The sequence below is a fragment of the uncultured Stenotrophomonas sp. genome (genome assembly GCF_963519925.1).
Taxonomy (GTDB): domain Bacteria; phylum Pseudomonadota; class Gammaproteobacteria; order Xanthomonadales; family Xanthomonadaceae; genus Stenotrophomonas; species Stenotrophomonas maltophilia_AE.
In genome coordinates this window covers 1-22312 of sequence record NZ_CAUQPH010000043.1, presented here as the reverse complement: position 1 = coordinate 22312, position 22312 = coordinate 1, and the positions used below count along the sequence as shown (strand labels likewise).

Below are 22312 nucleotides of genomic sequence, written 5' to 3'. Positions count from 1 at the left end.
GCATGTCCGCACCTAACCCACTCAACCAGGCCGTCATCGCGCAGGCGCTCTACGATCTGCGCAACGGGCAACTGCGCCGCTGCAAGGCGATGGGATTCGGTGAGGAAGAATTGGATGCGCTCAAGCATCCGGCGCTGATCAGCGTACTGGCCAATGCCAGCGTCTCGTGGTGCTCTGTCTCGGTGAACCGGGAAGTGCTCCGGCGATTGCTCAAACAGGCGCAGGACGTGGAGAAGGAGATCGCCACCGTCGATCGCATGTTGCGCCTGGGGGCCAGTACGGAAATGGCGAGCCGTTTTTATGGGCTGACGCACCAGGAAGTCGCGCTACGGCGTGAAGTTCTCGGCCTGCCCAAACGCAAGGGGCGCCATCCGGTTCTGGACGAGGAGCAGGACACCGAGCTGTGGCGACGCTGGAAGGCCGTGACCAGCAGCAGGAATGTCGAGCTGGAGGATGAGACCTCGGTTCTTGATGCGGCAATGGACCTCGCCGAAGGCATGGAACTGCCGCTGTCGGTGGTCTGGGCTGCGATCAAGAACTGGATCGATCAGGGATTGGGTTGAGTCATGGCCGTGGACGACGCTGCACCACGAGCACCACGCCAAGGCCCGGTCGCCCTCGCTGATCTGTTCGACAGCGCGCTGAAAGACCTTGCACCGAAACCTCGCCCGCCCGCGTCCGCGCCAGCTCCCGCATCCGCAACATCTCCTGTCTCCGCAACCGGCGACGGTTTTCTGTTCAGCGGCAATCGGCACGAGAGCGTGCCGCGACGGCTGTTCCTGGACCGACGCCTGACGCCGCTGGAACGCAATGCCTGGCAAGTCTTTCGGATGATGCTCAACGAGGATGGGGTCACGGCGTTTCCGACGTATGAGCAACTTCGCCCGTGGCTCGCGTCAATGCCCTGCGCCGGACAGGCCTCTCACGAGACCGTGGCACGGGCGCTGACGCTGTTGCGCCTGACTCGCTGGTTGAGTCTCGTGCGCCGCAGGCGTGACCCCAAGACCGGGCGCATCCTCGGCAACCTCTACGTCCTGCACGATGAGCCCCTGACGCCTTTCGAGGCGATGCAGCTCGACCCGGACTACTTGGAGCTCGTCAGCCAAGCCCTGGGCCATTCGGCCAAGGCCGTCCAGGTCGTGGGCTTGCACACCCTCAAGGAAATCGCCGAAGACCCGTTGTTGTCTGGCCGCACGTTGCCCTCGCGGCTGCAGGTCCTTGCCGAACGCCTCGCGAGCCAGGGCATTGGGTCGCAGGAGAGTTATCCACAGAAGGATAGGGTTCACGATTCCGAAGAAGGGGCGCCGAGCCTTCTTCGGAATTCTGATGACCCCTCTTCGGATTCCGAAGCAGGGCCGAAACCCGCGTCAGACGGCGCTCTTCGGAAACCGAAGCAGGACCGTACTGTACGTAGTAGTCGTATGAATGAAGTACGTACTACCGCGCGTGAGCGTGGGCAGGCGCGTGCGATGCCAGGAGTTCGCCTGCCTGATCGCTTTCTCGGCTTGAAGGAAGAGCAGCAGGCCGCCGCCATCGTGGCATTGCAGCAGGTCGATGCTCCGCTACGCCAGGCCGTGCTGGACGAATGGGCGGATCGCTGTCGCGGCAGCACCATCCGCAACCCGGCAGGCTACCTGTTCGGCATCATCCAGCGCGCCATCCGTGGCGAGTTCAACGCCTGGGCCAAGCAAGCCGGGTCAGCACCGCCACCTGCCCCTGCACGAGATGCACCGCCTGAACCACCGCGCAATGTGGTTCCACCCGAGGTGGCCCGGCAGCACATTGACCGGCTGCGCGACCTTCTGCGCAGTAGCTGAGCGCGACGAGCGACAAGGGCGTGAAGCAGACGTCGATGGCCGTCAGTAGAGCTATCCCCAGGGGATAGATGTACTACAAGCTGTAACGCCGACAGGCACGGCATGGCACTTCGGTCCAGGGGGGCCGTAATGGCGTCGGTTGCATGAGCGCACGCACCATTTGCGCGAGCAGCGCTCCATGGCTTTCGATGGAGCTATCCCCTGGGGATAGCTCGTGTCACAGGCCACCGCTGCCACGACAACCGGGTCCCGGTTCATTTCGGTTTGTTGACTGACTGCCTTCCGTTGCGTGCCGATCCTGACCGCTCCTTTTCCCAAGCGAGCGGACGCCATGGCAACCAACGAACCTCTGCAACTCAATCTCGGCTCTTTGCGCAGCGCGATGTCGCTGACGCTTCACACCCACCACGCCTCGCGCATCTGGCATGGCCGCGCCGCCGCCGAGGGGCGACCCGGCATCGTCGGCCTGAACGGCTACATCGCCGTGATGAACAAGATGAAGCGCGGCTCGGAGCAGGACGACCCGTACAGCGACTGGTGGATGTTGCGCATCGAGGAAAAGCTCGACCAGACCAGGACCACGTTGCAATCGCTGCGCGAGCAGGTTGACCAGGCACTGGCCGGCGTGCCTGCGGCGTTGAGCCTGGGTGAGAACCTCAACGTGCAGCCGGTGAAGCTCCCCTTGTTCGTGAACGCGCAGCTCGGCTTTGCCGCCGTCTATCTGCTGGCCGACTACGACGACATCGCCCGCAAGCTGATCCTCGCCCACCACACCGCGCTGATCGATCGCTCGACGTTGGAGCGCTGGCTCAACGAAGGTGCCCACGCGCTGCGCAGCCTGTTCAGCCTGGCCCAGCAATACCGCTACTCGGGCTGCACCCGCGACGACTTCGCGGCCAAGAACGCCGCAGCTCGGGCAGCATTGGAGAAGTTCGGCGAACTGCCGCAGGACGTGCTCGAAGGCATGCGCCGCTCGAAGTTTGCGCCGCCCGTCGTGCGCCGTGGTCTGCAACAGCGTGGTGATAGCGCTGCCGCAGCCGCATCTCCCACCGACGAAGGCGCTGCCGCCGATTCGGCCGAGGCCAAGTCCACAGCCGCCGGCGAGGACGAACCGGCATGAGCGACCCGAACCGCGAACCGCGCTACTTCCGTCGTCTGGAACAGCCAGCCTTCATGCGGCTGGAACACGCGGCCTCTCTAAAAGGCCTTTTAAAGCCTTTTAAAGGTAAAGGGGACTTCGAGGCCTGGGCCAGCCAGTGCTTCGCCATGCGCGACGAGTTGATTGCCCTGGCGCAGCGACAGGTGCTGCCACAGGCGTGCGGGCATCCCTTCCACCTGCTTCCCGTCGAGCTGGCCCAGCAGACCACTGGCGCAGGCACGACCTTTCTTCGCTGGCGCAAGCACGATCGATCGGCCATGGGCGTGGCGTTGTGGCAGGAGCTGATGGCGAGCCCCAGCACGCCGGTCAACCTGCTGCACGACCTGCACGAGATCGAACTGCAGCGCGTCATGCTGAACATGCAGATCAGCCTGCTGCACACCCTGGGCAGGCAAGCACAGGAATGCGCCAGCAAGGCCGCGCAGGCGGACAACACCTACCTGCGCCGGCTCGCGTCCGTTCCTGCCGCAGTGCGCGATCGGTGATTGCGCCTGCCATCCGAGCACGCGCCCGAGCCCAACGAGGCACGGGTATTTCAACCACCACGGAGATTCCAGCATGAGCACACAATTCATCGGCGAGGGCAACATCGGATCGCCTCCCGAGTACCGCGAATTCCCCAATGGCAACGACGATCCTCGCCGGTTGCTCCGGCTGAACGTGTACTTCGACAACCCCGTCCCCACCAAGGGCGGCGAGTTCGAGGACCGCGGCGGCTTCTGGGCGCCGGTGGAACTCTGGCACCACGACGCCGACCGCTGGCAGCAGCTCTACCAGAAGGGCATGCGGGTGCTGGTCGTCGGCCGCATGGAGCGCGACCCCTGGACGGACAACGAAGATCAGCCGCGTGAGACTTGGCAGGTCAACGCGCGCAGTGTCGGCATCCTGCCGTACCGCATCGAGTCTGTGGCCCTCAGCCCGAAGCCACAGGAGGCAGAGCCGAAGCCCCAGGCCACCCAGGAATCGACGGCGCCGAAAGAGACCAAGCGCAGGAAGTGATCGGGCATGGAGGGCGGCTGCCGCAGTGCTTCGCCGCCCTCCATGCGCTGCGAATTATCCCCAGGGGATAGCTCCACCAACGTCCACCGAGTTCCACGCGCGCTCCCGGAAATCGCGGCTCTCGGCCCGCACACTTCCGGCCACGCACCTTCCCCGCACTCGCCATTTCATCGGCGTGAAAGCGGTCGCTGCCGCATGCGGCTTGTTTGCTGCTGCCAGGGGCTGCGCTCGGCATCCTCGATCCCAGCAACTCCATGAACAACAGGAATCGGGATGGACGGATATGCGGCTGTTCTTGTGCGAGAAGCCCTCCCAGGGCAAAGACATTGGCCGGATTCTCGGCGCCACGCAGCGCGGTGAAGGCTGCCTCAACGGTTCCGGCGTCACGGTCACCTGGTGCATCGGCCATCTCGTGGAGGCGGCGCCGCCCGAGGCCTACGACGAGCAGCTCAAACGATGGTCCGTTGAGCAGTTGCCCATCATTCCCCAGCACTGGCGGGTCGAGGTCAAACCGAAGACCGCCACGCAATTCAAGGTCGTCAAGGCGCTCTTGGCGAAGGCGACTCACCTGGTTATCGCCACCGATGCCGACCGCGAGGGCGAATTGATCGCCCGCGAGATCGTGGAGCTTTGCGGCTACCGCGGCCCCATCGAACGCCTGTGGCTGTCGGCGCTCAACGATGCGTCCATTCGGGCGGCACTGGGCAAGCTGCGGCCTTCGGCCGAGACGCTTTCGATGTACCACTCGGCGCTGGCGCGCTCCCGTGCGGATTGGCTCGTGGGCATGAACCTGAGCCGGCTGTTCACGGTGCTGGGGCGACAGGCGGGTTACGACGGCGTGCTGTCGGTCGGCCGCGTACAGACCCCGACGCTCAAGCTCGTTGTGGACCGCGACCGCGAGATCGCGCGCTTCGTGTCCGTACCATACTGGGCCATCGCCGTGTCCCTGTTCGCAGGCGGTTCGACTTTCGCCGCGCAATGGGTTCCACCCGATGCGTGCACCGACGACGCAGGCCGCTGCCTGCGGCAGCCGGTCGCACAGCAGACCATGCAGCAGATCCGCGCTGCGGGCAGTGCCCACGTCGTGTCGGTGGAGACTGAGCGTGTCCGCGAAGGCCCGCCGCTGCCGTTCGACCTGGGCACCTTGCAGGAAGTGTGTTCCAAGCAGCTTGGGCTGGACGTGCAGGAAACCTTGGAGATTGCCCAAGCCCTGTACGAGACGCACAAGGCCACGACGTACCCCCGCTCGGACTCCGGCTACCTGCCCGAGAGCATGTTTGCCGAAGTGCCCACCGTTCTCGACAGCCTGCTCAAGACCGATCCCTCGCTGCGCTCGATCATGGGCCAGCTCGACCGCTCGCAGCGCTCGCGCGCCTGGAACGATGGCAAGGTCACGGCGCACCACGGCATCATCCCGACGCTCGAACCGGCGAAGCTCTCCGCCATGAGCGAGAAGGAACTGGCCGTGTACAGGCTCATCCGGTCGCATTACCTGGCGCAGTTCCTCCCTCACCACGAGTTCGACCGCACTGTGGCCAAGTTTTCGTGCGGGGGGCAGAACCTGGCGGCCACGGGCAAGCAGGTTGTCATCCCGGGTTGGCGCCAGGTGCTCGCCGAGCCGCAGGCCGAAGACGGTGATGGCGAGGGCGATACTGCGGTCCGCGCCCAGGTGCTGCCCGCGCTGCCGAAACTGTATGAGGGCCTGGCATGCCAGGTGGCCGACGTCGATCTCAAGGCACTCAAGACGCTGCCGCCCAAACCGTACACGCAAGGCGAGTTGGTCAAGTCCATGAAAGGCGTCGCCAAGCTGGTGTCCGATCCCCGCCTGAAGCAGAAGCTCAAGGATACGGTTGGCATCGGCACCGAAGCGACGCGGGCCAACATCATCGGCGGCCTGATCGCTCGCGGCTACCTCGTGAAGAAGGGGCGCGCCATCCGCGCCTCGGATGCGGCTTTCACTTTGATCGATGCCGTGCCTGCGGCGATTGCCGACCCTGGCACCACCGCCGTCTGGGAACAGGCGCTCGACATGATCGAGGCCGGACAGCTCACCCTGGACGTGTTCATCGGCAAGCAGGCCGCGTGGATTTCGCAGTTGATTGCGCAGTACGGCAGCGCCTCCCTGTCCATCAAGGTTCCCCAAGGGCCGGCATGCCCGCAGTGCGGCGCACCCACGCGCCAGCGCAGCGGCAAGAGCGTCCCGTTCTGGTCGTGCAGCCGCTACCCGGACTGCAAAGGCACGCTGCCAGTCGAATCCGGCAGCTCCAAGCGCGGCGCCTCGCGCCCGCGCCGTAGCGGCCGCAAAGGCTCCTGACCGCCCCCGTTCCCCGTGAGCCGTGCCCGCCTTCGGCGGCGTGGCCCCTGTCCCGCACTCCGCCGCATGCCCTGCGGGACGCCCAGCGCGCAACGCCTTCTTGATCCGTGTGCGCGTCCCGCCCAGCCGTCCCCGGCCGCGGGACCTGAAGGTAGCTTCTCTGCGAGCCGCACCACGCGCGTTCTGTTGATCTGCGTTTCTTCCGCCCTCTGCGAAGGGTCTCCCGGTGGCTTGCCAGGCTGCACGAGCCACCGGGAGACCCTTCGTGGTCAGCGGTAATCGGTGCCGGTGCCCGCCGGTGCAAAAACGGGCTCCCTTTGTGCGCGGATGTGCGCCAGACGATGCCGGCCCCAGCCACGACATGGGCCGGGTGTGATTGCTTGATGAGCAGACGGTTCTAGCGACGACCGGGCCTGCCAATCAGCCCACGGGTGGTTCCTCTTTTCTCCCGAGCCGAAGGCCGTTGGGCCTTCGGCGCCATTCTCCTGCCCATCAACGTCCCGGCCCGGCCATTGGCCTGGGCCACACGAACAGGAGAGACGACATGCACCCTCAACCTTGCGCACCGCTGCTGTACGGCAGACGGAGGTCGAGAACGGCATGCCCGCCTATCGCGCGGCCATCGCCAATGGTACGCTCGGCTGCAGCCGAGGCCGTAGCCCAAAGGCTGGACTACCTCTTTTGCAGAGGTAAACCTCGGGATGAACTGGGCGAAAACATGCCTTATGTGCCCGCCTTACGGCGAGCTGTTTCCGATGCTTCGCGCAGGATTTCCCGCCCCCCATTCGCTGCGATTGCGGCCACGATGACGCCCAGCACCAGATCCGGGATGTTCGACCCGAACCCCATCACCAGCACCCCGGACAGCACAATCGCACCATTGACGATGGAGTCGTTGCTGGTAAAGATCGCTGACGCCTTGAAGTTCACATCTTCCCCGCGATGGCGGCGCAGTAGTCTGAGGCACACTAGGTTCAAAGCCGCGTTCAGCGCGGCCATGGCCATCATGGCTGGGCCGACAGGCTCTTCCCCTCCAGCGAAGCGGCGTAGGACTTCCAACAGCAGCAGCGCGGCCAGGCCGATTAGCAAGAAACCCGACAAGCGGGCCGCGCCCACCTTGACCGTTGCCGCACGACCGACGGCATACAGGCTAACCGCATAGACCGACGCATCGGCGAGGTTGTCCAACCCGGCGCCCATCAGCGCCGTAGAGCCAGCCCAGATGCCAAGGGCAATGCCGGCGGCGGACTGCGTCAGGTTGATCAGCAACACAGTCAGAAGAATCTTTCGGTCCTTCGCATCGCTCGCATCTAGGCGGCCCAACTCGTCGTTTTCGTGATTTCTGTGGTTTTCAGCCATGCATTGTTCCTTCCAAATCGATGGATGCTGAAGCCTGTAGCGGCTGGAGAGTCAAGGCGCAGATGCAACGAACTTGCCACAGGGTCTTCCCGGACGCCCTTGACTCTACCGTAGCTAGAAGGTTTTCCAATCCAGTCAGAGCTTTAGGACAGAACAGATGAGCACCAATGCGCCCCCTTCATTGCGACTGTCATCCGGTATGGCTGCTATCCACTGATCCGTGGCGCCACTGCGGTTGTGCTCTTCGGCGAGCTCGCGACCGGCCGGCCGTCTTTTCCGACGGAGCTACTCACAGTGATCGTCGCGCTCGCTTGTGCCGCCTTGCTAGAGGGCGGGCGGCCTTTCCACTCCCCGTTGAGCCAGTAGCGGCGTTCCAAGCTGTGGTTGGCCGTCGGCGCATGGCTCGGCTTCTTTGTCGTGCATCTGGCCTTCCAGCACTCCAATCTGGGATACCGGGTCGGGCCGTTGGGATTGTTGATCGGGGTGGCTGAAGCCCATCGCTGGCATCACAAGCGTGAGCACGAAGACGCCCAAGTCAACTACGGCGATTTCTGGATGCCCGGGGGCCACTTGTTCAGCGCTTTCCGGTCGCAAAAGCACACGCTGGGCGCCAAAGAGTGACACTCAAGAAAGATGGACTTTCCAATGGACTACGGCCCGCAGCTTGTCTATCCCTTCCGGAGCCGGCCAGCAGCGGCAAACGCTTGCGCTGCTGGCTATACGATCTTGCCCACGTCGCATTCTTGCGCGAGTCGGGCCTTGCGGCTTCTTGCGAAGCGATCGCGAGTTGCGTGGCGTGCCCATGAGTCGGGCCGCGTCGTGGCGCACTGCTACCTTGGCCTGCACCTGCACCTGCGCAGCCACGCCGCGATGCTCGGTCTGGCCTGGAGAACCCGTAAGGTGGCGGAGATTGCGGCGCGCAGGTCGTCCGGCTCGCGCTGGCTCCTGTGGGCCACGCCCTCGGTCGCACGCCGTCTCAAAACGTCAGAATCGCGCGCTTTCGCATGATGGAGCGCGGCACGTGGCTCTCAGAACTGGACCCGATCACTTCCAGCACCGATGACACGCTCGAGCTTCAGGCGGGCTCGGCCAAGCTGTTGAGAATGCCGCACTCGCGCGAGGTTCGGGCGCTATCGCAGGAGCGTCGCAGATCCATTAACTCGCGCTCCAAGGCGCGCAATTCCTTCATCTTGGTCCGCACTTGCGCGATATGAGCGTCGACCAGCGCGTTCACCTCGCCGCAGCCCAACTCTGGCCGATCCCGTAAGTTCAGCAGTTGACGGATCTCATCCAGCGTCATGTCCTTCGCCCGGCAGCGGCGGATGAACAGCAAGCGCTGCAAATGGACTTCGTCATAGAGCCTGAAGTTGCCCTCGCTACGTGCAGGCTCGGGCAGCAAGCCTTCTGACTCGTAAAAGCGCACGGTCTGCACCAAGCAATCTGCCTTCTTGCCCAGTTCACCGATCCGCATCATGGTTGCTTCCTATAAAAAACTTGACTCTATATCTACTAGAGGTTTTCTAATGATGGCATCCGGGGAAAACCTTGTCAATGAAGAGCGATCTATGAACAAAGAACCTTCCAGCCCATGCGCCTGCTCCGGCGGCAATGGCCAACAGACGGCGTGCGCCAGTGAGCAGGCCAGCACTGAAACCACCGTTTTCCACGTGAGCAACATGGATTGCCGCAATGAGGAAGCACTGGTGCGGCGAACGCTGGAGGGCATGCCCGGTGTCGAGCGGCTCCTGTTCGATCTTCCGCAGCGTTTGTTGACCATTTCGCACCGCGAAGTCTCGGCCGATGCCTTGGAGCAAGCGCTGAATTCGGTGGGCATGAAGGCTCAGGCTGTCCGAGACGCCGCCGTGTCGACCACCTACCGCATCGAGAACATGGACTGCCCGAGCGAGGAGAAACTCATCCGCTCGCACCTCGGGGCAGTCGAGGGAATTCAGGACCTCGACTTCGACCTCGCTGAGCGCACCCTGTCGGTGAAACACCTCGCTCAGGCACGCGCGCAGATGGAGCAGGTCCTGGCCTCGATCGGCATGCGCGCCAAGGAGCAGACCTTCGGCCACACGGGGCCGATCGAAGCCGCGGCTGTGATCCCATCCTCGGCCCTGCAGCAGCAACCAACCGCTGCCGTTTCCGCGCCGCCGATCGGCGAGCGGGTGACGTACCGGATCGAGAACATGGATTGCCCGACGGAAGAAGCGCTGATCCGCGACCGGCTGGGCAAGCTGCCGGGTGTGACCGCGCTCGACTTCAATCTGATGCAGCGTGTGCTGGGAGTCCAGCACACGCTGGCGACCTCAGCGCCGATCGAGAAGGCGCTTGCTTCCATTGGAATGCAGGCTGCGCGGCAGGACATGCAGACAGCCACCACGGTACTTCGCATCGCGAAGATGGACTGTCCGACCGAGGAAAGTCTGATCCGCGGCAAGCTGCAAGGCATGCCGGGCGTGCAGGGAATGGATTTCAACCTGATGCAGCGCACGCTCACGGTTCGGCACACACCCGACGCGATCAAGCCGGCAGTCGAAGCCATCGAATCGCTGGGCATGGAAGCCGAGGTCCAGAGGACTGATGAGCCGCGCGATGCCCCGGTGGCCGCGCACAAGACCAATTGGTGGCCGATGGCGGTTTCGGGCGTTGCGGCGGTGGCCGCCGAAGGCGTGTACTGGGTCAACGACGGCAATCATTGGGCCGTGATCGTGCTGGCACTGGTTTCGATCTTCACCGGCGGCCTCAGCACCTACAAGAAGGGCTGGATCGCGCTGAAGAACCTCAACCTGAACATGAACGCCCTGATGGCCATCGCGGTCACCGGCGGCATGGCGATCGGCCACTGGCCGGAGGCCGCCATGGTCATGTTCCTGTTCGCGTTGGCGGAAGTGATCGAGGCGAAGTCGCTGGACCGCGCCCGCAACGCCATTCGGGGGCTGATGGACTTGGCGCCCGAGACCGCGACCGTGCGGCAGGCCGATGGCTCATGGACAGAGCTGCCGGCCAAGGAGGTCGCAAAGGGCGCGGTGGTCCGCGTGCGTCCTGGCGAGCGCATCGCACTGGACGGCCTGATCACCTCGGGTCGATCGGCCATCAACCAGGCGCCCATCACCGGCGAGAGCCTGCCCGTCGAGAAGGCCGAAGGTGACCAGGTCTTCGCCGGAACCATCAATGAGACCGGCTCTTTCGAATACAAGGTGACCGCAGGCGCCAGCGACTCGACGCTCGCGCGCATCATCCATGCCGTGGAGTCCGCGCAGGGCAGCCGTGCGCCCACGCAGCGCTTCGTCGACCAGTTCGCCCGCGTCTACACGCCGGCGGTGTTCGCGGTGTCCGTGCTGGTTGCCGTCGTGCCGCCGCTCGCCTTCGGCGGCGCATGGTTTGACTGGGTCTACAAGGCCCTGGTACTGCTGGTGATCGCCTGCCCCTGCGCTCTGGTCATCTCCACGCCGGTCACCATCGTCAGCGGCTTGGCCGCTGCCGCCCGACGCGGCATCCTGATCAAGGGTGGCGTCTACCTGGAGGGCGGGCGCAAGCTCAAGGCGTTGGCCCTGGACAAGACCGGCACACTCACACATGGCAAGCCCGAGCAGACCGACTTCGTGCCGCTGATCGGCGAGGCGCAGGAAGTTGCCGCCTGGGCCGCAAGCCTCGCGGCACGCTCGGACCATCCTGTGTCTCAGGCCATCGCCCGCAAGGCGAACCGTGACGGCATCGCGCTGCACGAGGTCGACGACTTCGCGGCGCTGCCTGGCCGCGGCGTGCGCGGCCGCGTCGCCGGGCGCATGTTGCACATGGGCAACCACAGGCTCGCCCAGGAGCTGGGCCTGAGCGAAGCGACGCTCCAGGCTCGGCTGGAGACCCTGGAGCGCCAAGGCAAGACAGCGATCCTGCTGATGGACGATGCGACCGTGCTCGGCATTTTTGCAGTGGCCGACACCGTGAAGGAAACCAGCCGTGAGGCGGTGGCCGACCTGCAGGCGCTGGGTGTGCGCACGCTGATGCTGACGGGGGACAACCAGCACACGGCCGCGGCCATCGCTGCCCAGGTCGGAATCTCTGAAGCCCGTGGTGACCAACTGCCCGAAGACAAGCTCAAGACCATCGAAAGCCTGGTCGGCGGCGAGGGCCAGGTGGGCATGGTGGGCGACGGCATCAACGATTCGCCCGCGCTCGCCCGTGCCGACATCGGCTTCGCCATGGGCGCGGCCGGCACCGACACCGCGATCGAAACAGCCGACGTCGCCCTGATGGACGACGACCTGCGCAAGATCCCCGCCTTCATCCGGCTGTCGCGTAGCACTGCGGCGATCCTCACGCAGAACATCGTTCTGGCCCTTGGCATCAAGGCGGTGTTCCTTGCGTTGACGTTCACAGGGCATGCCACCATGTGGATGGCTGTGTTCGCTGACATGGGGGCAAGTCTTTTGGTTGTCGTCAATGGGCTGCGCCTCCTGAAGTTCAAGGCGGCATGAACAATGGATGAACCATCTCTTCGCAAGACGCAGTGGTACTCACTCGCGATCGTTATATTCGCCGGCGATCAGGCAGCTAAGAGCTACATTGACGCGACAACTCCCTTGGGTTGGTCGCACGAGGTGGCGTCATTCTTCAACCTAGTTCACGCTCTCAATCCCGGCGCGGCGTTCAGCTTCCTTGCTGGCGCGGGCGGCTGGCAGCGGTGGTTTTTTCTGGCGATCGCGTTCGCAATATCGGCATGGCTCGCATGGCTGCTCTCCCGGCCGCTGCGCAAAACGGAAGGCCTTTCGTACAGCCTCATTCTGGGCGGCGCATTGGGCAACGCGTTCGACCGCGCCACGCGCGGGCACGTTATCGACTACATCGACTTTCACCTGCACGGCTGGCACTGGCCCGCCTTCAACATCGCTGACATGGCCATCGTGGGCGGGGCGATCGCGCTGGTGGCCCAGTCGTTCATGAGCGTGGAGAACCCGGCCGCCACAAAGGAGTCCCAGTGACATTGGGACGATCCGGAAATTCGCAATGCACACGGTGCAGGACACCAATCTGAAGAGAACGGCCCCCAGCATGAGCGGCCGCGGCTTGGCCCTCATGCTAGCGCCCACCGCCGCTTTTGCTGCAACGCCCTGTTGCGATGGCGGCGATTGCTGCAACGACGTCGCAATGCCTTGCTGTGAATAAACAGCACGCAAGCCAGTTGACCTGGCAATTATGAAAGTCCATCACGGCGATGCTGGCCTTTTTCGTTCCAATGAGCCGTCACGGAGAGGTGATGATGAAGCTATGCCGGGATCCTGCAAGCTTTAGGACGGTCTTCTTTACCGCATAGCGATATGCTGATGTCACCCGTTCGCCTCGCCTGGCAAGTACAAGTAGTTCGTCGCGGTTTTCTGGCCGTGTCCGCCCGCTTCGCTGGCCCTTTTGCCCCAAACAAGCGCAATCATGCCTGCGTTACCACCAAAGTTCGCCCCCGCCAGTTGCTGTTCCTAAAGGGCATCAAGCTCAACGCCATCGCCGACCGGCCAGCGTATTTCGCATCGCTGCGTGCCCGTCGGGGCCAGCCCATCGTCATCCTCGCAGAGCTGGGACCGGACGAGGCATTCGCCCTGTGGAAGCAGCATGTACTGGGCGACAGGCCTCGCTGACCCAGTTTCGCCTCATCCTCCTGACAGCCCCGCACTTATTGCGGGGCTTTCTTTTTTCCGCGTTCGCCAATCGGGGCTGTTGCAAATGCCGATTTCCGGCTGACGCGGCTCGCCTCGCGCATGAAGCTGCCCGCATGTGTCGCTGATTCGTCAGCACCATGCCAGCAGCCAGAGTTTCCAGGCTGCCGCGGATTCTTTCCGCGCTACCCGCCAGTCCGCCATCGCATCGAGTCTGCGGACGCGCGTCACCCGTGACGCCGATGCTTTTTTCTCAACCGCGTGCGGGAGCTGCCATCCCGTGAGGGACGAGGCCCCGCTTTTTCCAAGGAGCCCATCCATGTCCCAGCAAGCCTCTTTCGGCCAGTTGGCCTTGATCCATTGCGGCAAGTTCCTGCCGCTCGAAATCCTGCATAGCGCCGCCGGCCACTACATCGGCACGCGCGATACAGAAGGTCCCGTTTCGCGGGAATCCTGCCAGTACTTCCGCAGCTATGCCGCGGCTCAACGTGCCCTCGAAAGAGGCGGCTGGTCCCAGCTCGCCACACCCTGATCCAACTGGAGGAACCACGTCATGAACCAGCTTTTGCCCCAGGAAGTCGTCGATCAGATCATGCGGGAAGAGCAGCATTTCGCCGCCGCGCCCCAAGCCTTCTTCGAGGTCTGGAAGCGCGGCGTCGAGATCGCAGGCCCGCAATGGTTTGGCGACGGCACGCGCGAAGGCCTGAACCAGGCAAAGAGCAAGTGGGATCTGCGTCCCGACATGCTGCGTGCCAACGACGCACTCGGCGTCCTGAGCAGCGGGGAACGCATGTTCCTGTCCGCCATGTTCAGCTTCTACAACGCGCGCGAGGGCGGTGCCATGCTCAAGCGCTGCCACTTCCAAGGACTGTCGGACTTCGATGGTCTCGATCTGCAACGTCGCCAGGTGATCGCCGACCTGCTGCTGAACTACAGCGGTTGGTGAGCCGGTCCCTGGCACACCTTCATCACTGCGTTCACGGGACCCCATGAGGGACATGCGCCTCGTTCGAGGCCATGTCCCTCGCGTTTTCTCCCCGCCCAGCGCCATCCGGCATCAGGCGGTTTCCCCTGCGGATGCCATCGTCCGCAAGGGCTGGCTCCGTTCATTCATCGAAAGGAGCCTTCATGGCCAACAACTACTACGAAGCCACCGGCGTTCTCGTGCTCGACCGTGTGACGCCCGTCATCCAGGCGCTGTTCGGCGCCTTCGCGCTGGACGAGAGCCACCCCGGCAACGGGCAGGCCTACATCGCCCAGATCGCCGAGACCACCAATCCGCAATGGCCGGACGTGCTCGATGGCCTGGAAGACCTGGCCACGCAACTCGGTATTCCGATGCCGGACGACGAAGGGCTGTCGATCCCGCCGCTGCTCGAACTGCTCGCCGTGCACTTCGGTGCCGATGAGGACGAAGAGCTGGGGAACTTGATCGACCGTCATTCGTTCGAGGACACCGCCGATCTCGACGCATTGTTTCTGATCGCCACCCGGTTCGATGACGGGCACCACCTGACCGCCATCCAGTTCGAGGGCTGCTGGTACTGCAGCAAGCCGCGGCTGTTCGAGTTCGGCGGCAACGGCTGCTACCTGAGCCGCGAGGTCCGCTTCATCAGCTCCTCCTCCCAGGCCCTCCAGCTCGGCGACCAATTGCGCAAGACCATTGTGGCCGCCGACATCGAAGAGGCTTCGGCCCTGATCGCGCTGGAGACCATCAATCTGCTGGCGGGCGTCAGCGACGAGCCATTCCGCATGAATTTGCGCCGGCGCGTCGCCGAGCGATTGGCCCAAACGCCAACGATCAGCGTCACCTGACGCTGTTTCCTTTCTTTCCACCCACCGGGGTCAATTCCCGGTGGCGGGGATTTGCTCCATCATTATTCTGTTGGAGAAATCCCATGTCCCAGAATCCCAATCCCTTTCTACGCGGCTACTGGAATCTGAAAATCGTCCGCACGCTGTCCATCAGCTACGAGGACGGAAGCCCGCATGTTTGGCGAAACATCCACCCGAGCCAGCAGCACCTCTGCGACGCGGCGCTGGTTTCTTCTCCTTGCATCATCACCAGCGACTTCGCGGTGGTCAGGACTGGCACCGAACCTGTCGGCGCCGCACTGATCGCCGAATGCGACGCGGCTGAAGGGGGCAGCGGCGAAGGCATGGTGGGTGCCGTGGTGTACGCGATCCACGGCGACGACTTCGACGGCCGCCCCGTCCACATTGGCGACACCTATTCGGCCGAGGCCGCACGGGAAGTCGTGCAGCGGTTGAGCTTCGAGACCGGCTACTACAGCCGGTGCTGGGAAATCAGCAGCGCGCACATCAGCCGCGAAACCGGCCAGTACCTGGCCAACCTGGCTGACCTCGCGACGCCGGAGGCCTTTTTGTTCATCGCGTTCCGGATTCCCTACAGCCCGGCGATCGGCGTCAAGCTGATCTCCACGCCCTGGACGGACCAGCACCTGCAGGACGTCGAGGGGATCGCCGCCGAGCAGCTTCGGCAGGAGCACCGCAGCAAGGGCATGCCGGACGAGCTGGCACAGATCCTTGAACTGGCCGGCCAGGCCGACGTGCGCATCCTCATCCTCGATGCCGACGCACCCGTGTTGCCGGGCCTATCGCTGGCCGGCGAATAGCTGCCACACACATCCCCGGCCTTCCTTGTCCTCACCGCATGCCGGCCCGGTCTCCCGCCAGAGAGCCGGGCCGGCGCACTTTCACAGGAGCGATCCCATGTTCCCCGACCTCATCACACCCGCATCCGACTTCGAGCACCAACTCGGAGCCTGCGTCAACGCCATGAGCCAGGAAGATGCCATCGGCCAGATCCTGGTATTCGAGCGCATGAGCGGCACGCTGCACATGCGCCATATCGCCAGCGCCGACCTGGTGGACACCGACGTGGACGACTACGAAATGGTCGTCTTCGACGGTGGCAACACAAGCGGCGACACGTGGAAACACGTGTTCTTTCCGCGTCAGCGCGAGCACTACTTCGTGTACCAAGCCTGATTCCTCCAGCCCCTTTCGAGGGGCTTTTTCTTGCCCGCAGCACAGGAAAACGGTTGTGGTGCGGTGCCGTTTCCTGCGGGCAGGCAGACCGCCCCAGGGCCATGCTTGCCCCATGTTCGTCGGCGTTGCCGGCACATGCCCAGGCAGTCGAGACCTTCGAGGCTGCAAGCGCGGGAAACCGTGCTGGTCGTTTCTTCCTACGGACCTACCGCGTCCATCCACGCCACCCACAAGGGACCTCTCCCTTGCGGGCGGGGAATCCCTTGTTTTTCCTCAAGGAGTTTCCCCATGGATCGTTCCCTCATCAAATCCATGATGCCTTCGCTGGTCGCAGGCCACGTGCCCCGCAACGTGCGGTCGTTCAAGTACCGCGTGTTCGATGATCAGCCGCTGTCCTCAACGCTGGGCTTCGCCATCGACCCCCAACCCTTCGACGGCAAGGTGGTCGCCGCGACCGACGATGCCATCGTCGTCAAGCTCAAGCCTTCCGAGTTCGCGGTGCTCGATCCCAGCCTGGTGACCACGGTTCCTGCCGAAGGCGCCAAGGTGCATGTCCAACCCTATGCCCGTCGTCGCTTCGACGGACTGCGCGCGGACACGCCGGAGGTCATCACCGAGGAGACTTCGGACGGCACGCCGTACACCATCACGAGGCACATCCTCGGCTCGGCGCCGGCCAAGCTGCCCATTCCCACGCCGCAGTGCATGGAGTTGGGCCAGCTCATCGAGCAGTTGGAGGAGATGCCGGCCCCCGATCGCTTCCGGCGCATCACCCACATGCTGGTGGATGCCGGTGCCCGCGACTTCACCTGGGTCGATCCCACGCCCTCCAAGATCATCGAGACCCCGCCGGCGATCAGCTTCACGGTCTCGACCGCGAAGTTCGAGGGCCGGGTGACGATCCTCTACGACCGCGGCGGAGACACCTACGTGGTGGAACTGCACCGTCAGAACGGTGAATCGGTCGAACTGGTCGATCGGCACGACGAGGTGTATTTCGACATGCTCGGCGAAGTGCTGGAGAGGCTCATCGACGACGGGCGCTGGCGCCAGATCGACGTGAGCATCCTCGACGCGAAAGCGGCCCGCAAGCGCCAGGCCGTCCCGGCATGACGCCCCGCAGCGAAACCGGGCGGTCCTGCGGCTGACCCGAGGCATCCGCCACGGCGTTCCAGCCGTTCCGGCCGCGTGCACTACAGGCCCTTCATCCCATCGGATGGAGGCCTTTCTCATTCTTCCACACAGGAGATTTCATCCATGTCACTGCGATTCAAAGGCGCTGACCTGCGCCCCGTGCTGACCGAAGCCATCGCCAATCAGGGGTCGTCTCAGAAAACGGAAAAAAATCGTACGCTAAGAGCCGAAGTGGGCCCTTTAGCAGCAATGCAAAGCTGCGATCAACGGGCAGGAAACATTGCCATGGTGCGCGTTGCACTCTCTCACTAGCGTCGACAGGGCCTCTTCCATCCGCGTGAGGTCCGCCATGCGTGCGCGCACATCGGCCAGCCGGTGAGCAGCCAGTTCGGCCGCCTCGCTGCAATGGGTGCCGTCCTCCAGTTTCAGGAGCTGGCCGACTTCATCCAGGCTGAATCCCAGGCGCTGGGCTGACTTCACGAACTTCACCCGCGCCACGTCCGCCTGCCCGTAGCGGCGGATGCGACCGTAGGGCCGCTCCGGCTGGGGTAGCAAGCCCTTGAGCTGATAGAAGCGGATCGTCTCCACGTTGACCCGGGCTGCCTTGGCGAAGGCCCCGATGGTCAGATTCTCTTGAGCGTTCTCCATGGCGCTTGACTCCGTAGTTGACTACGGAAGTAACGTTACAGCATCAAGCGAAGTCCCGGAAGGAGAACCTTATGTCGGAACCCAAGAACGGCTGCGGCGCACTGGCGACCGGCGGCGTCGCGGCCGTCCTCGCCTCGGCCTGCTGCCTCGGCCCCCTTGTCCTGGTCGCGCTCGGCTTCTCTGGCGCGTGGATCGGCAACCTGACCGTGCTGGAGCCGTATCGGCCGATCTTCATCGGCGCAGCGCTCATCGCGCTGTTCTTCGCCTGGCGCAGCATCTTCCGACCAGCCCATGCCTGCAAGCCCGGCGACGTTTGCGCCGTGCCCCAAGTGCGGACTGCCTACAAGGTGATCTTCTGGATCGTGGCCGCCCTGGTTCTGGTTGCCCTCGCGTTTCCCTACGTCCTGCCGCTGTTCTACTGAAAGGAGATCACCATGAAGAAACTCACCACCCTCACCACCCTCATCGCCCTGGCCGCCGCTCTAAGCGCGCCCGCCTGGGCTGCCACCAAGACCGTCACCCTGTCGGTGCCCGGCATGACCTGCGCCGCGTGCCCGATCACGGTCAAGACGGCTCTGTCCAAGGTCGCCGGCGTCGAGAAGGCCGAAGTCAGCTTCGAGAAGCGGGAGGCCGTCGTCACCTTCGACGAGGCCAAGACCAATGCCGACGCCTTGACCAAGGCCACCGCAAACGCGGGTTACCCGTCCAGCGTCAAGCAGTGAGGGCGTAATCATGGCCGAGGCGATCACCCTCCACATCGAAGGCATGACCTGCACGTCGTGCGCCGAGCACGTCCAGCAGGCTTTGACGAACGTGCCCGGCGTGCGCGCGGCCTCGGTGTCCTATCCGCAGCGGCAGGCCGAAATCGAGGCGGATGCAGGCGTGAGCGTGGCCCCGCTGGTTGCCGCAGTGGCCACGCTCGGCTATCGCGCACGGCTTACCGACACGCCGAACAAGCCTGCCGGCCTGCTAGACAAGGCGCTGGGCTGGCTCGGTGGCGAAACGAAGCATGTTGGCGGTGAACAAGCGCTGCACGTGGCTGTGATAGGCAGCGGCGGCGCGGCGATGGCGGCTGCCTTGAAGGCCGTGGAGCAAGGCGCCCGCGTCACGCTGATCGAGCGCGGCACCATCGGCGGCACCTGCGTCAATGTCGGCTGCGTGCCGTCCAAGATCATGATCCGCGCCGCGCACATCGTCCACCTGCGCCGCGAAAGCCCGTTCGATGCTGGCCTGCCGGCCGCAGCGCCCGCTGTACTGCGCGAGCGGCTGCTGGCCCAGCAACAAGGCCGCGTCGAGGAGCTGCGCCATGCCAAGTACGAAGGCATCCTGGCAAGCACTCCGGCCATCACCGTGCTGCGCGGCGAGGCCCGGTTCAGGGACACGCGCACGCTGACCGTGGCGACCGCTGACGGCGGCACGCACGAGGTGAACTTCGACCGCTGCCTGATTGCCACCGGCGCGAGCCCGGCGCTTCCGCCAATCCCGGGCCTTGCGGACACACCCCACTGGACCTCCACCGAGGCGCTGGAAAGCAGCTCGCTCCCCGAGCGGCTGGCCGTGATTGGTTCCTCCGTGGTGGCGGTCGAGTTGGCGCAAGCCTTCGCCCGGCTGGGCAGCCAGGTCACGATCCTGGCGCGCAGCACGCTGTTCTTCCGAGAAGACCCGGCCATCGGGGAAGCCGTAACAGACGCCTTCCGCGCCGAGGGCATCGAGGTGCTGGACCACACCCAGGCGAGCCACGTTGCCTATGCGGGCGGGGAATTCGTGCTCACCACCGGGCAGGGGGAAGTGCGCGCCGACAAGCTGCTGGTCGCCACCGGTCGCGCGCCGAACACGCGCAGCCTGAACCTTGAAGCGGCAGGCGTCGAAGTCAATGCGCAGGGAGCCATCGTCATCGACCGCGCCATGCGCACGAGCGCACCGCACATCTTTGCTGCCGGCGACTGCACCGACCAGCCGCAGTTCGTCTATGTGGCGGCGGCGGCCGGCACGCGCGCCGCGATCAACATGACCGGCGGCGACGCGGCGCTGGACCTGACGGCGATGCCGGCGGTGGTGTTCACCGATCCGCAGGTGGCGACCGTGGGCTACAGCGAGGCGGAAGCGCACCACGACGGCATCGAGACCGACAGCCGGCTGCTGACGCTCGACAACGTGCCGAGGGCGCTCGCCAACTTCGACACGCGCGGCTTCATCAAGCTGGTGGCGGAAGCTGGCTCAGGGCGGCTGATCGGCGTACAGGCGGTCGCGCCGGAAGCGGGCGAACTGATCCAGACGGCCGCGCTGGCGATCCGCCACCGGATGACCGTGCAGGAGCTGGCCGACCAGTTGTTCCCCTACCTGACCATGGTCGAGGGACTGAAGCTCGCGGCGCAGACCTTCAACAAGGACGTGAAGCAACTGTCCTGTTGCGCCGGATGAGGAAAAGGGAGGTGTTCGATGAACGCCTACAGCCGCGCCAACCGCCGCATCTACGCGGCCTTGTCCGATCCCCTGTCGGCCACCCACCGGCACCGCCTCGACGATCTGCTCAAGCGCCACGACAACGGCAAGACGACCTGGCTGGCCTGGCTGCGCCAGTCGCCCGTCAAGCCGAACTCGCGCCACATACTCGAACACATCGAGCGCCTCAAAGCCTGGCAGGCGCTCGACCTGCCTTCCGGCATCGAGCGGTCGGTGCACCAGAACCGCCTGCTCAAGATCGCCCGCGAAGGCGGCCAGATGACGCCCGCCGATCTGGCCAAGTTCGAGGCACAGCGCCGCTACGCGACCCTGGTGCGCTCGCCATCGAGGGCATGGCCACCGTCACCGACGAAATCATCGACCTGCACGACCGCATCCTGGGCAAGCTGTTCAACGCTGCCAAGCACAAGCATCAGCAGCAGTTCCAGGCGTCCGGCAAGGCGATCAACGCCAAGGTGCGGCTGGCCACCTCGATCAAGCAGGGCACGGTGACGGCCTCGCTGATGCTCAGGAAACTCGGCAGCTACCCGCGCCAGAACGGCCTGGCCGTGGCGCTGCGCGAGCTGGGCCGCATCGAGCGAACGCTGTTCATCCTGGACTGGCTGCAAAGCGTCGAGCTGCGCCGCCGCGTGCATGCCGGACTGAACAAGGGCGAAGCCCGCAACGCGCTAGCCCGCGCCGTGTTCTTCAACCGGCTGGGCGAAATCCGCGACCGCAGTTTCGAGCAGCAGCGCTACCGGGCCAGCGGCCTCAACCTGGTGACGGCGGCCATAGTGTTGTGGAACACGGTCTATCTGGAACGGGCCTCAAACGCCTTACGCGGTCACGGCCAGACTGTCGATGACGCCCTGTTGCAGTACCTGTCGCCGCTGGGCTGGGAGCACATCAACCTGACCGGCGATTACCTCTGGCGCAGCAGCGCCAAGATCGGCGCGGGCAAGTTCAGGCCGCTACGACCGCTGCAACCGGCTTAGCGTACGATTTTTTCCGTTTTCTGAGACGTCCCCAATCAGTGCCGCATTGTCCTGGTCAAGGATCAGGGCGTGTACTTCCTCGCCGAGCGTGGGGAGCGTCGCCCGGATGGGCGCCAGGCACTGCTCGCCTACGCCGTCGGATGCAACCCGGACACCGACCCGTTCGATGACTGGTGGCACCTCGCCGGCCGCGAGCTGGGCGGCGATGACTTCGCGGAGTATTTCGACCCGAAGGACGGCCTGTTCACGCGCCTCCAGCACTCGGTGGACGATCTCGTGCTTTCCGCCACCGCCACGCACCTGTCCTTAGCAGTGGTGCCTCCCGCCTGACGCGGCAACCGCCTCGCAGCCCCCGCATCGGGGGCCTTCTTTTGTTCGCACCGCCGCCATCGCCGCGCGTGCGCGTTTGTCTCCAGCCGCCGAGGCACGCCCCGCCGGCCACAACGCCGGCATGCCACCGGAGACAACCGCATGAACACGCCATCGACCTCGCCGAGGCTGCACCTCCTACCGGTGTCGCTGCGCACGGCCAATGCATTCGTTCTGTCGCACCATCGCCACCACCGCCCGGTCCAGGGCGCGAAGTTCGCCCTGGCCGTCACGCTGAGCGACAGCGACCTGATCCACGGCGTGGCCATTGTCGGCCGCCCGGTCGCGCGGCACCTGGACGCTGGAAGTCACGCGGCTGTGCACCGACGGCACACCCAGCGCCTGCAGCAAGCTCTACGGCGCGGCCTGGCAGGCGGCAAGGGCGCTGGGCTACATACGCCTGCTCACCTACACCA

Annotated in this window: 22 protein-coding genes and 3 pseudogenes; 22 read left to right on the top strand and 3 right to left on the bottom strand. The window is 64.6% G+C overall.

Annotation, left to right across the window (positions count from 1 at the left end):
- Positions 1-2: 2 nt before the first annotated feature.
- The 6 genes from RWO33_RS10065 to RWO33_RS10040 all read left to right on the top strand — a co-directional run bounded on the left by RWO33_RS10065 (position 3) and on the right by RWO33_RS10040 (position 6289).
- Entirely contained in the window at positions 3-563 is a 561-nt protein-coding gene (locus tag RWO33_RS10065; RefSeq protein ID WP_012112314.1) for a DUF2857 domain-containing protein, read from the top strand.
- A gap of 3 nt (positions 564-566) precedes the next feature.
- Entirely contained in the window at positions 567-1817 is a 1251-nt protein-coding gene (locus RWO33_RS10060; RefSeq protein WP_314104717.1) for an STY4528 family pathogenicity island replication protein, read from the top strand.
- Between the two features lie 331 nt (positions 1818-2148).
- Positions 2149-2937, top strand: a complete 789-nt coding sequence (locus RWO33_RS10055; protein WP_012112316.1) for a PFL_4669 family integrating conjugative element protein — start codon at positions 2149-2151, stop codon at positions 2935-2937.
- Complete coding sequence (locus tag RWO33_RS10050) at positions 2934-3461, top strand: DUF3158 family protein (protein ID WP_003098978.1); 528 nt, start codon at positions 2934-2936, stop codon at positions 3459-3461. The genes RWO33_RS10055 and RWO33_RS10050 overlap by 4 nt, the downstream gene beginning before the upstream one ends.
- A 73-nt stretch (positions 3462-3534) precedes the next feature.
- The gene (locus tag RWO33_RS10045) at positions 3535-3975 is read left to right on the top strand and encodes a single-stranded DNA-binding protein (protein WP_003098976.1); all 441 of its coding nucleotides are present in this window, start codon (positions 3535-3537) and stop codon (positions 3973-3975) included.
- 283 nt (positions 3976-4258) lie between these two features.
- The gene (locus RWO33_RS10040; protein ID WP_314104716.1) at positions 4259-6289 is read left to right on the top strand and encodes a DNA topoisomerase III; all 2031 of its coding nucleotides are present in this window, start codon (positions 4259-4261) and stop codon (positions 6287-6289) included.
- 723 nt (positions 6290-7012) lie between these two features.
- Here the strand turns inward: RWO33_RS10040 and RWO33_RS10035 are convergent.
- Positions 7013-7648: a cation transporter gene (locus RWO33_RS10035; protein ID WP_003098972.1), complete on the bottom strand. Its 636-nt coding sequence runs from the start codon at positions 7646-7648 to the stop codon at positions 7013-7015.
- A 384-nt stretch (positions 7649-8032) separates the two neighbouring features.
- Here RWO33_RS10035 and RWO33_RS10030 point away from each other — a divergent pair, with 384 nt between their 5' ends.
- Positions 8033-8269, top strand: coding sequence for a sterol desaturase (locus tag RWO33_RS10030; RefSeq protein ID WP_314104715.1), 237 nt, complete (start codon positions 8033-8035; stop codon positions 8267-8269).
- Between the two features lie 454 nt (positions 8270-8723).
- Here RWO33_RS10030 and cadR read toward each other — a convergent pair whose 3' ends face one another.
- Positions 8724-9122, bottom strand: a complete 399-nt coding sequence (gene cadR / locus RWO33_RS10025) for a Cd(II)/Pb(II)-responsive transcriptional regulator (protein ID WP_003098965.1) — start codon at positions 9120-9122, stop codon at positions 8724-8726.
- A 91-nt stretch (positions 9123-9213) separates the two neighbouring features.
- On the opposite strand from cadR, the gene RWO33_RS10020 reads away from it, so the two are divergent.
- From RWO33_RS10020 to RWO33_RS09980, 9 genes and pseudogenes are all read left to right on the top strand, one after another.
- On the top strand, positions 9214-12126 hold the full coding sequence (locus RWO33_RS10020) for a heavy metal translocating P-type ATPase (protein ID WP_003098961.1): 2913 nt from the start codon (positions 9214-9216) through the stop codon (positions 12124-12126).
- Between the two features lie 3 nt (positions 12127-12129).
- The gene (gene lspA / locus RWO33_RS10015; RefSeq protein WP_003098955.1) at positions 12130-12630 is read left to right on the top strand and encodes a signal peptidase II; all 501 of its coding nucleotides are present in this window, start codon (positions 12130-12132) and stop codon (positions 12628-12630) included.
- Positions 12631-13095: 465 nt separating this feature from the next.
- Positions 13096-13278 (top strand): annotated as a pseudogene (locus tag RWO33_RS20115) (hypothetical protein); the annotation flags it as partial.
- A gap of 337 nt (positions 13279-13615) precedes the next feature.
- Positions 13616-13828 (top strand): hypothetical protein, encoded by a 213-nt coding sequence (locus RWO33_RS10005; RefSeq protein WP_003116833.1) that lies wholly within the window; start codon positions 13616-13618, stop codon positions 13826-13828.
- Positions 13829-13849: 21 nt separating this feature from the next.
- Positions 13850-14242: a hypothetical protein gene (locus tag RWO33_RS10000; RefSeq protein ID WP_003116832.1), complete on the top strand. Its 393-nt coding sequence runs from the start codon at positions 13850-13852 to the stop codon at positions 14240-14242.
- A 182-nt stretch (positions 14243-14424) separates the two neighbouring features.
- A complete protein-coding gene (locus tag RWO33_RS09995; RefSeq protein ID WP_314104714.1) occupies positions 14425-15111 on the top strand; it encodes a hypothetical protein in 687 nt (228 codons plus the stop codon).
- Positions 15112-15194: 83 nt separating this feature from the next.
- Positions 15195-15932 carry a hypothetical protein gene (locus tag RWO33_RS09990; RefSeq protein WP_003116829.1) on the top strand — a complete coding sequence of 246 codons (738 nt, stop codon included), beginning with the start codon at positions 15195-15197 and terminating at the stop codon, positions 15930-15932.
- Positions 15933-16029: 97 nt separating this feature from the next.
- The gene (locus RWO33_RS09985; protein WP_003116828.1) at positions 16030-16308 is read left to right on the top strand and encodes a hypothetical protein; all 279 of its coding nucleotides are present in this window, start codon (positions 16030-16032) and stop codon (positions 16306-16308) included.
- A 288-nt stretch (positions 16309-16596) separates the two neighbouring features.
- Positions 16597-17421 carry a hypothetical protein gene (locus RWO33_RS09980; protein ID WP_003098941.1) on the top strand — a complete coding sequence of 275 codons (825 nt, stop codon included), beginning with the start codon at positions 16597-16599 and terminating at the stop codon, positions 17419-17421.
- 261 nt (positions 17422-17682) lie between these two features.
- Here RWO33_RS09980 and merR read toward each other — a convergent pair whose 3' ends face one another.
- Entirely contained in the window at positions 17683-18090 is a 408-nt protein-coding gene (merR, locus tag RWO33_RS09975; protein WP_003098939.1) for an Hg(II)-responsive transcriptional regulator, read from the bottom strand.
- 71 nt (positions 18091-18161) lie between these two features.
- Here merR and merT point away from each other — a divergent pair, with 71 nt between their 5' ends.
- The 6 genes and pseudogenes from merT to RWO33_RS09945 all read left to right on the top strand — a co-directional run.
- Positions 18162-18512: a mercuric ion transporter MerT gene (gene merT / locus RWO33_RS09970; protein WP_003116827.1), complete on the top strand. Its 351-nt coding sequence runs from the start codon at positions 18162-18164 to the stop codon at positions 18510-18512.
- A gap of 12 nt (positions 18513-18524) precedes the next feature.
- Positions 18525-18812: a mercury resistance system periplasmic binding protein MerP gene (merP, locus tag RWO33_RS09965; protein ID WP_003116826.1), complete on the top strand. Its 288-nt coding sequence runs from the start codon at positions 18525-18527 to the stop codon at positions 18810-18812.
- Between the two features lie 10 nt (positions 18813-18822).
- On the top strand, positions 18823-20511 hold the full coding sequence (gene merA / locus RWO33_RS09960) for a mercury(II) reductase (RefSeq protein WP_003098932.1): 1689 nt from the start codon (positions 18823-18825) through the stop codon (positions 20509-20511).
- Positions 20512-20535: 24 nt separating this feature from the next.
- Positions 20536-21527 (top strand): annotated as a pseudogene (locus RWO33_RS09955) (Tn3 family transposase); the annotation flags it as partial.
- Between the two features lie 45 nt (positions 21528-21572).
- Positions 21573-21857 carry a DUF3085 domain-containing protein gene (locus RWO33_RS09950; protein ID WP_314104719.1) on the top strand — a complete coding sequence of 95 codons (285 nt, stop codon included), beginning with the start codon at positions 21573-21575 and terminating at the stop codon, positions 21855-21857.
- 141 nt (positions 21858-21998) lie between these two features.
- A pseudogene (locus tag RWO33_RS09945) lies at positions 21999-22312 on the top strand (XF1762 family protein); the annotation flags it as partial.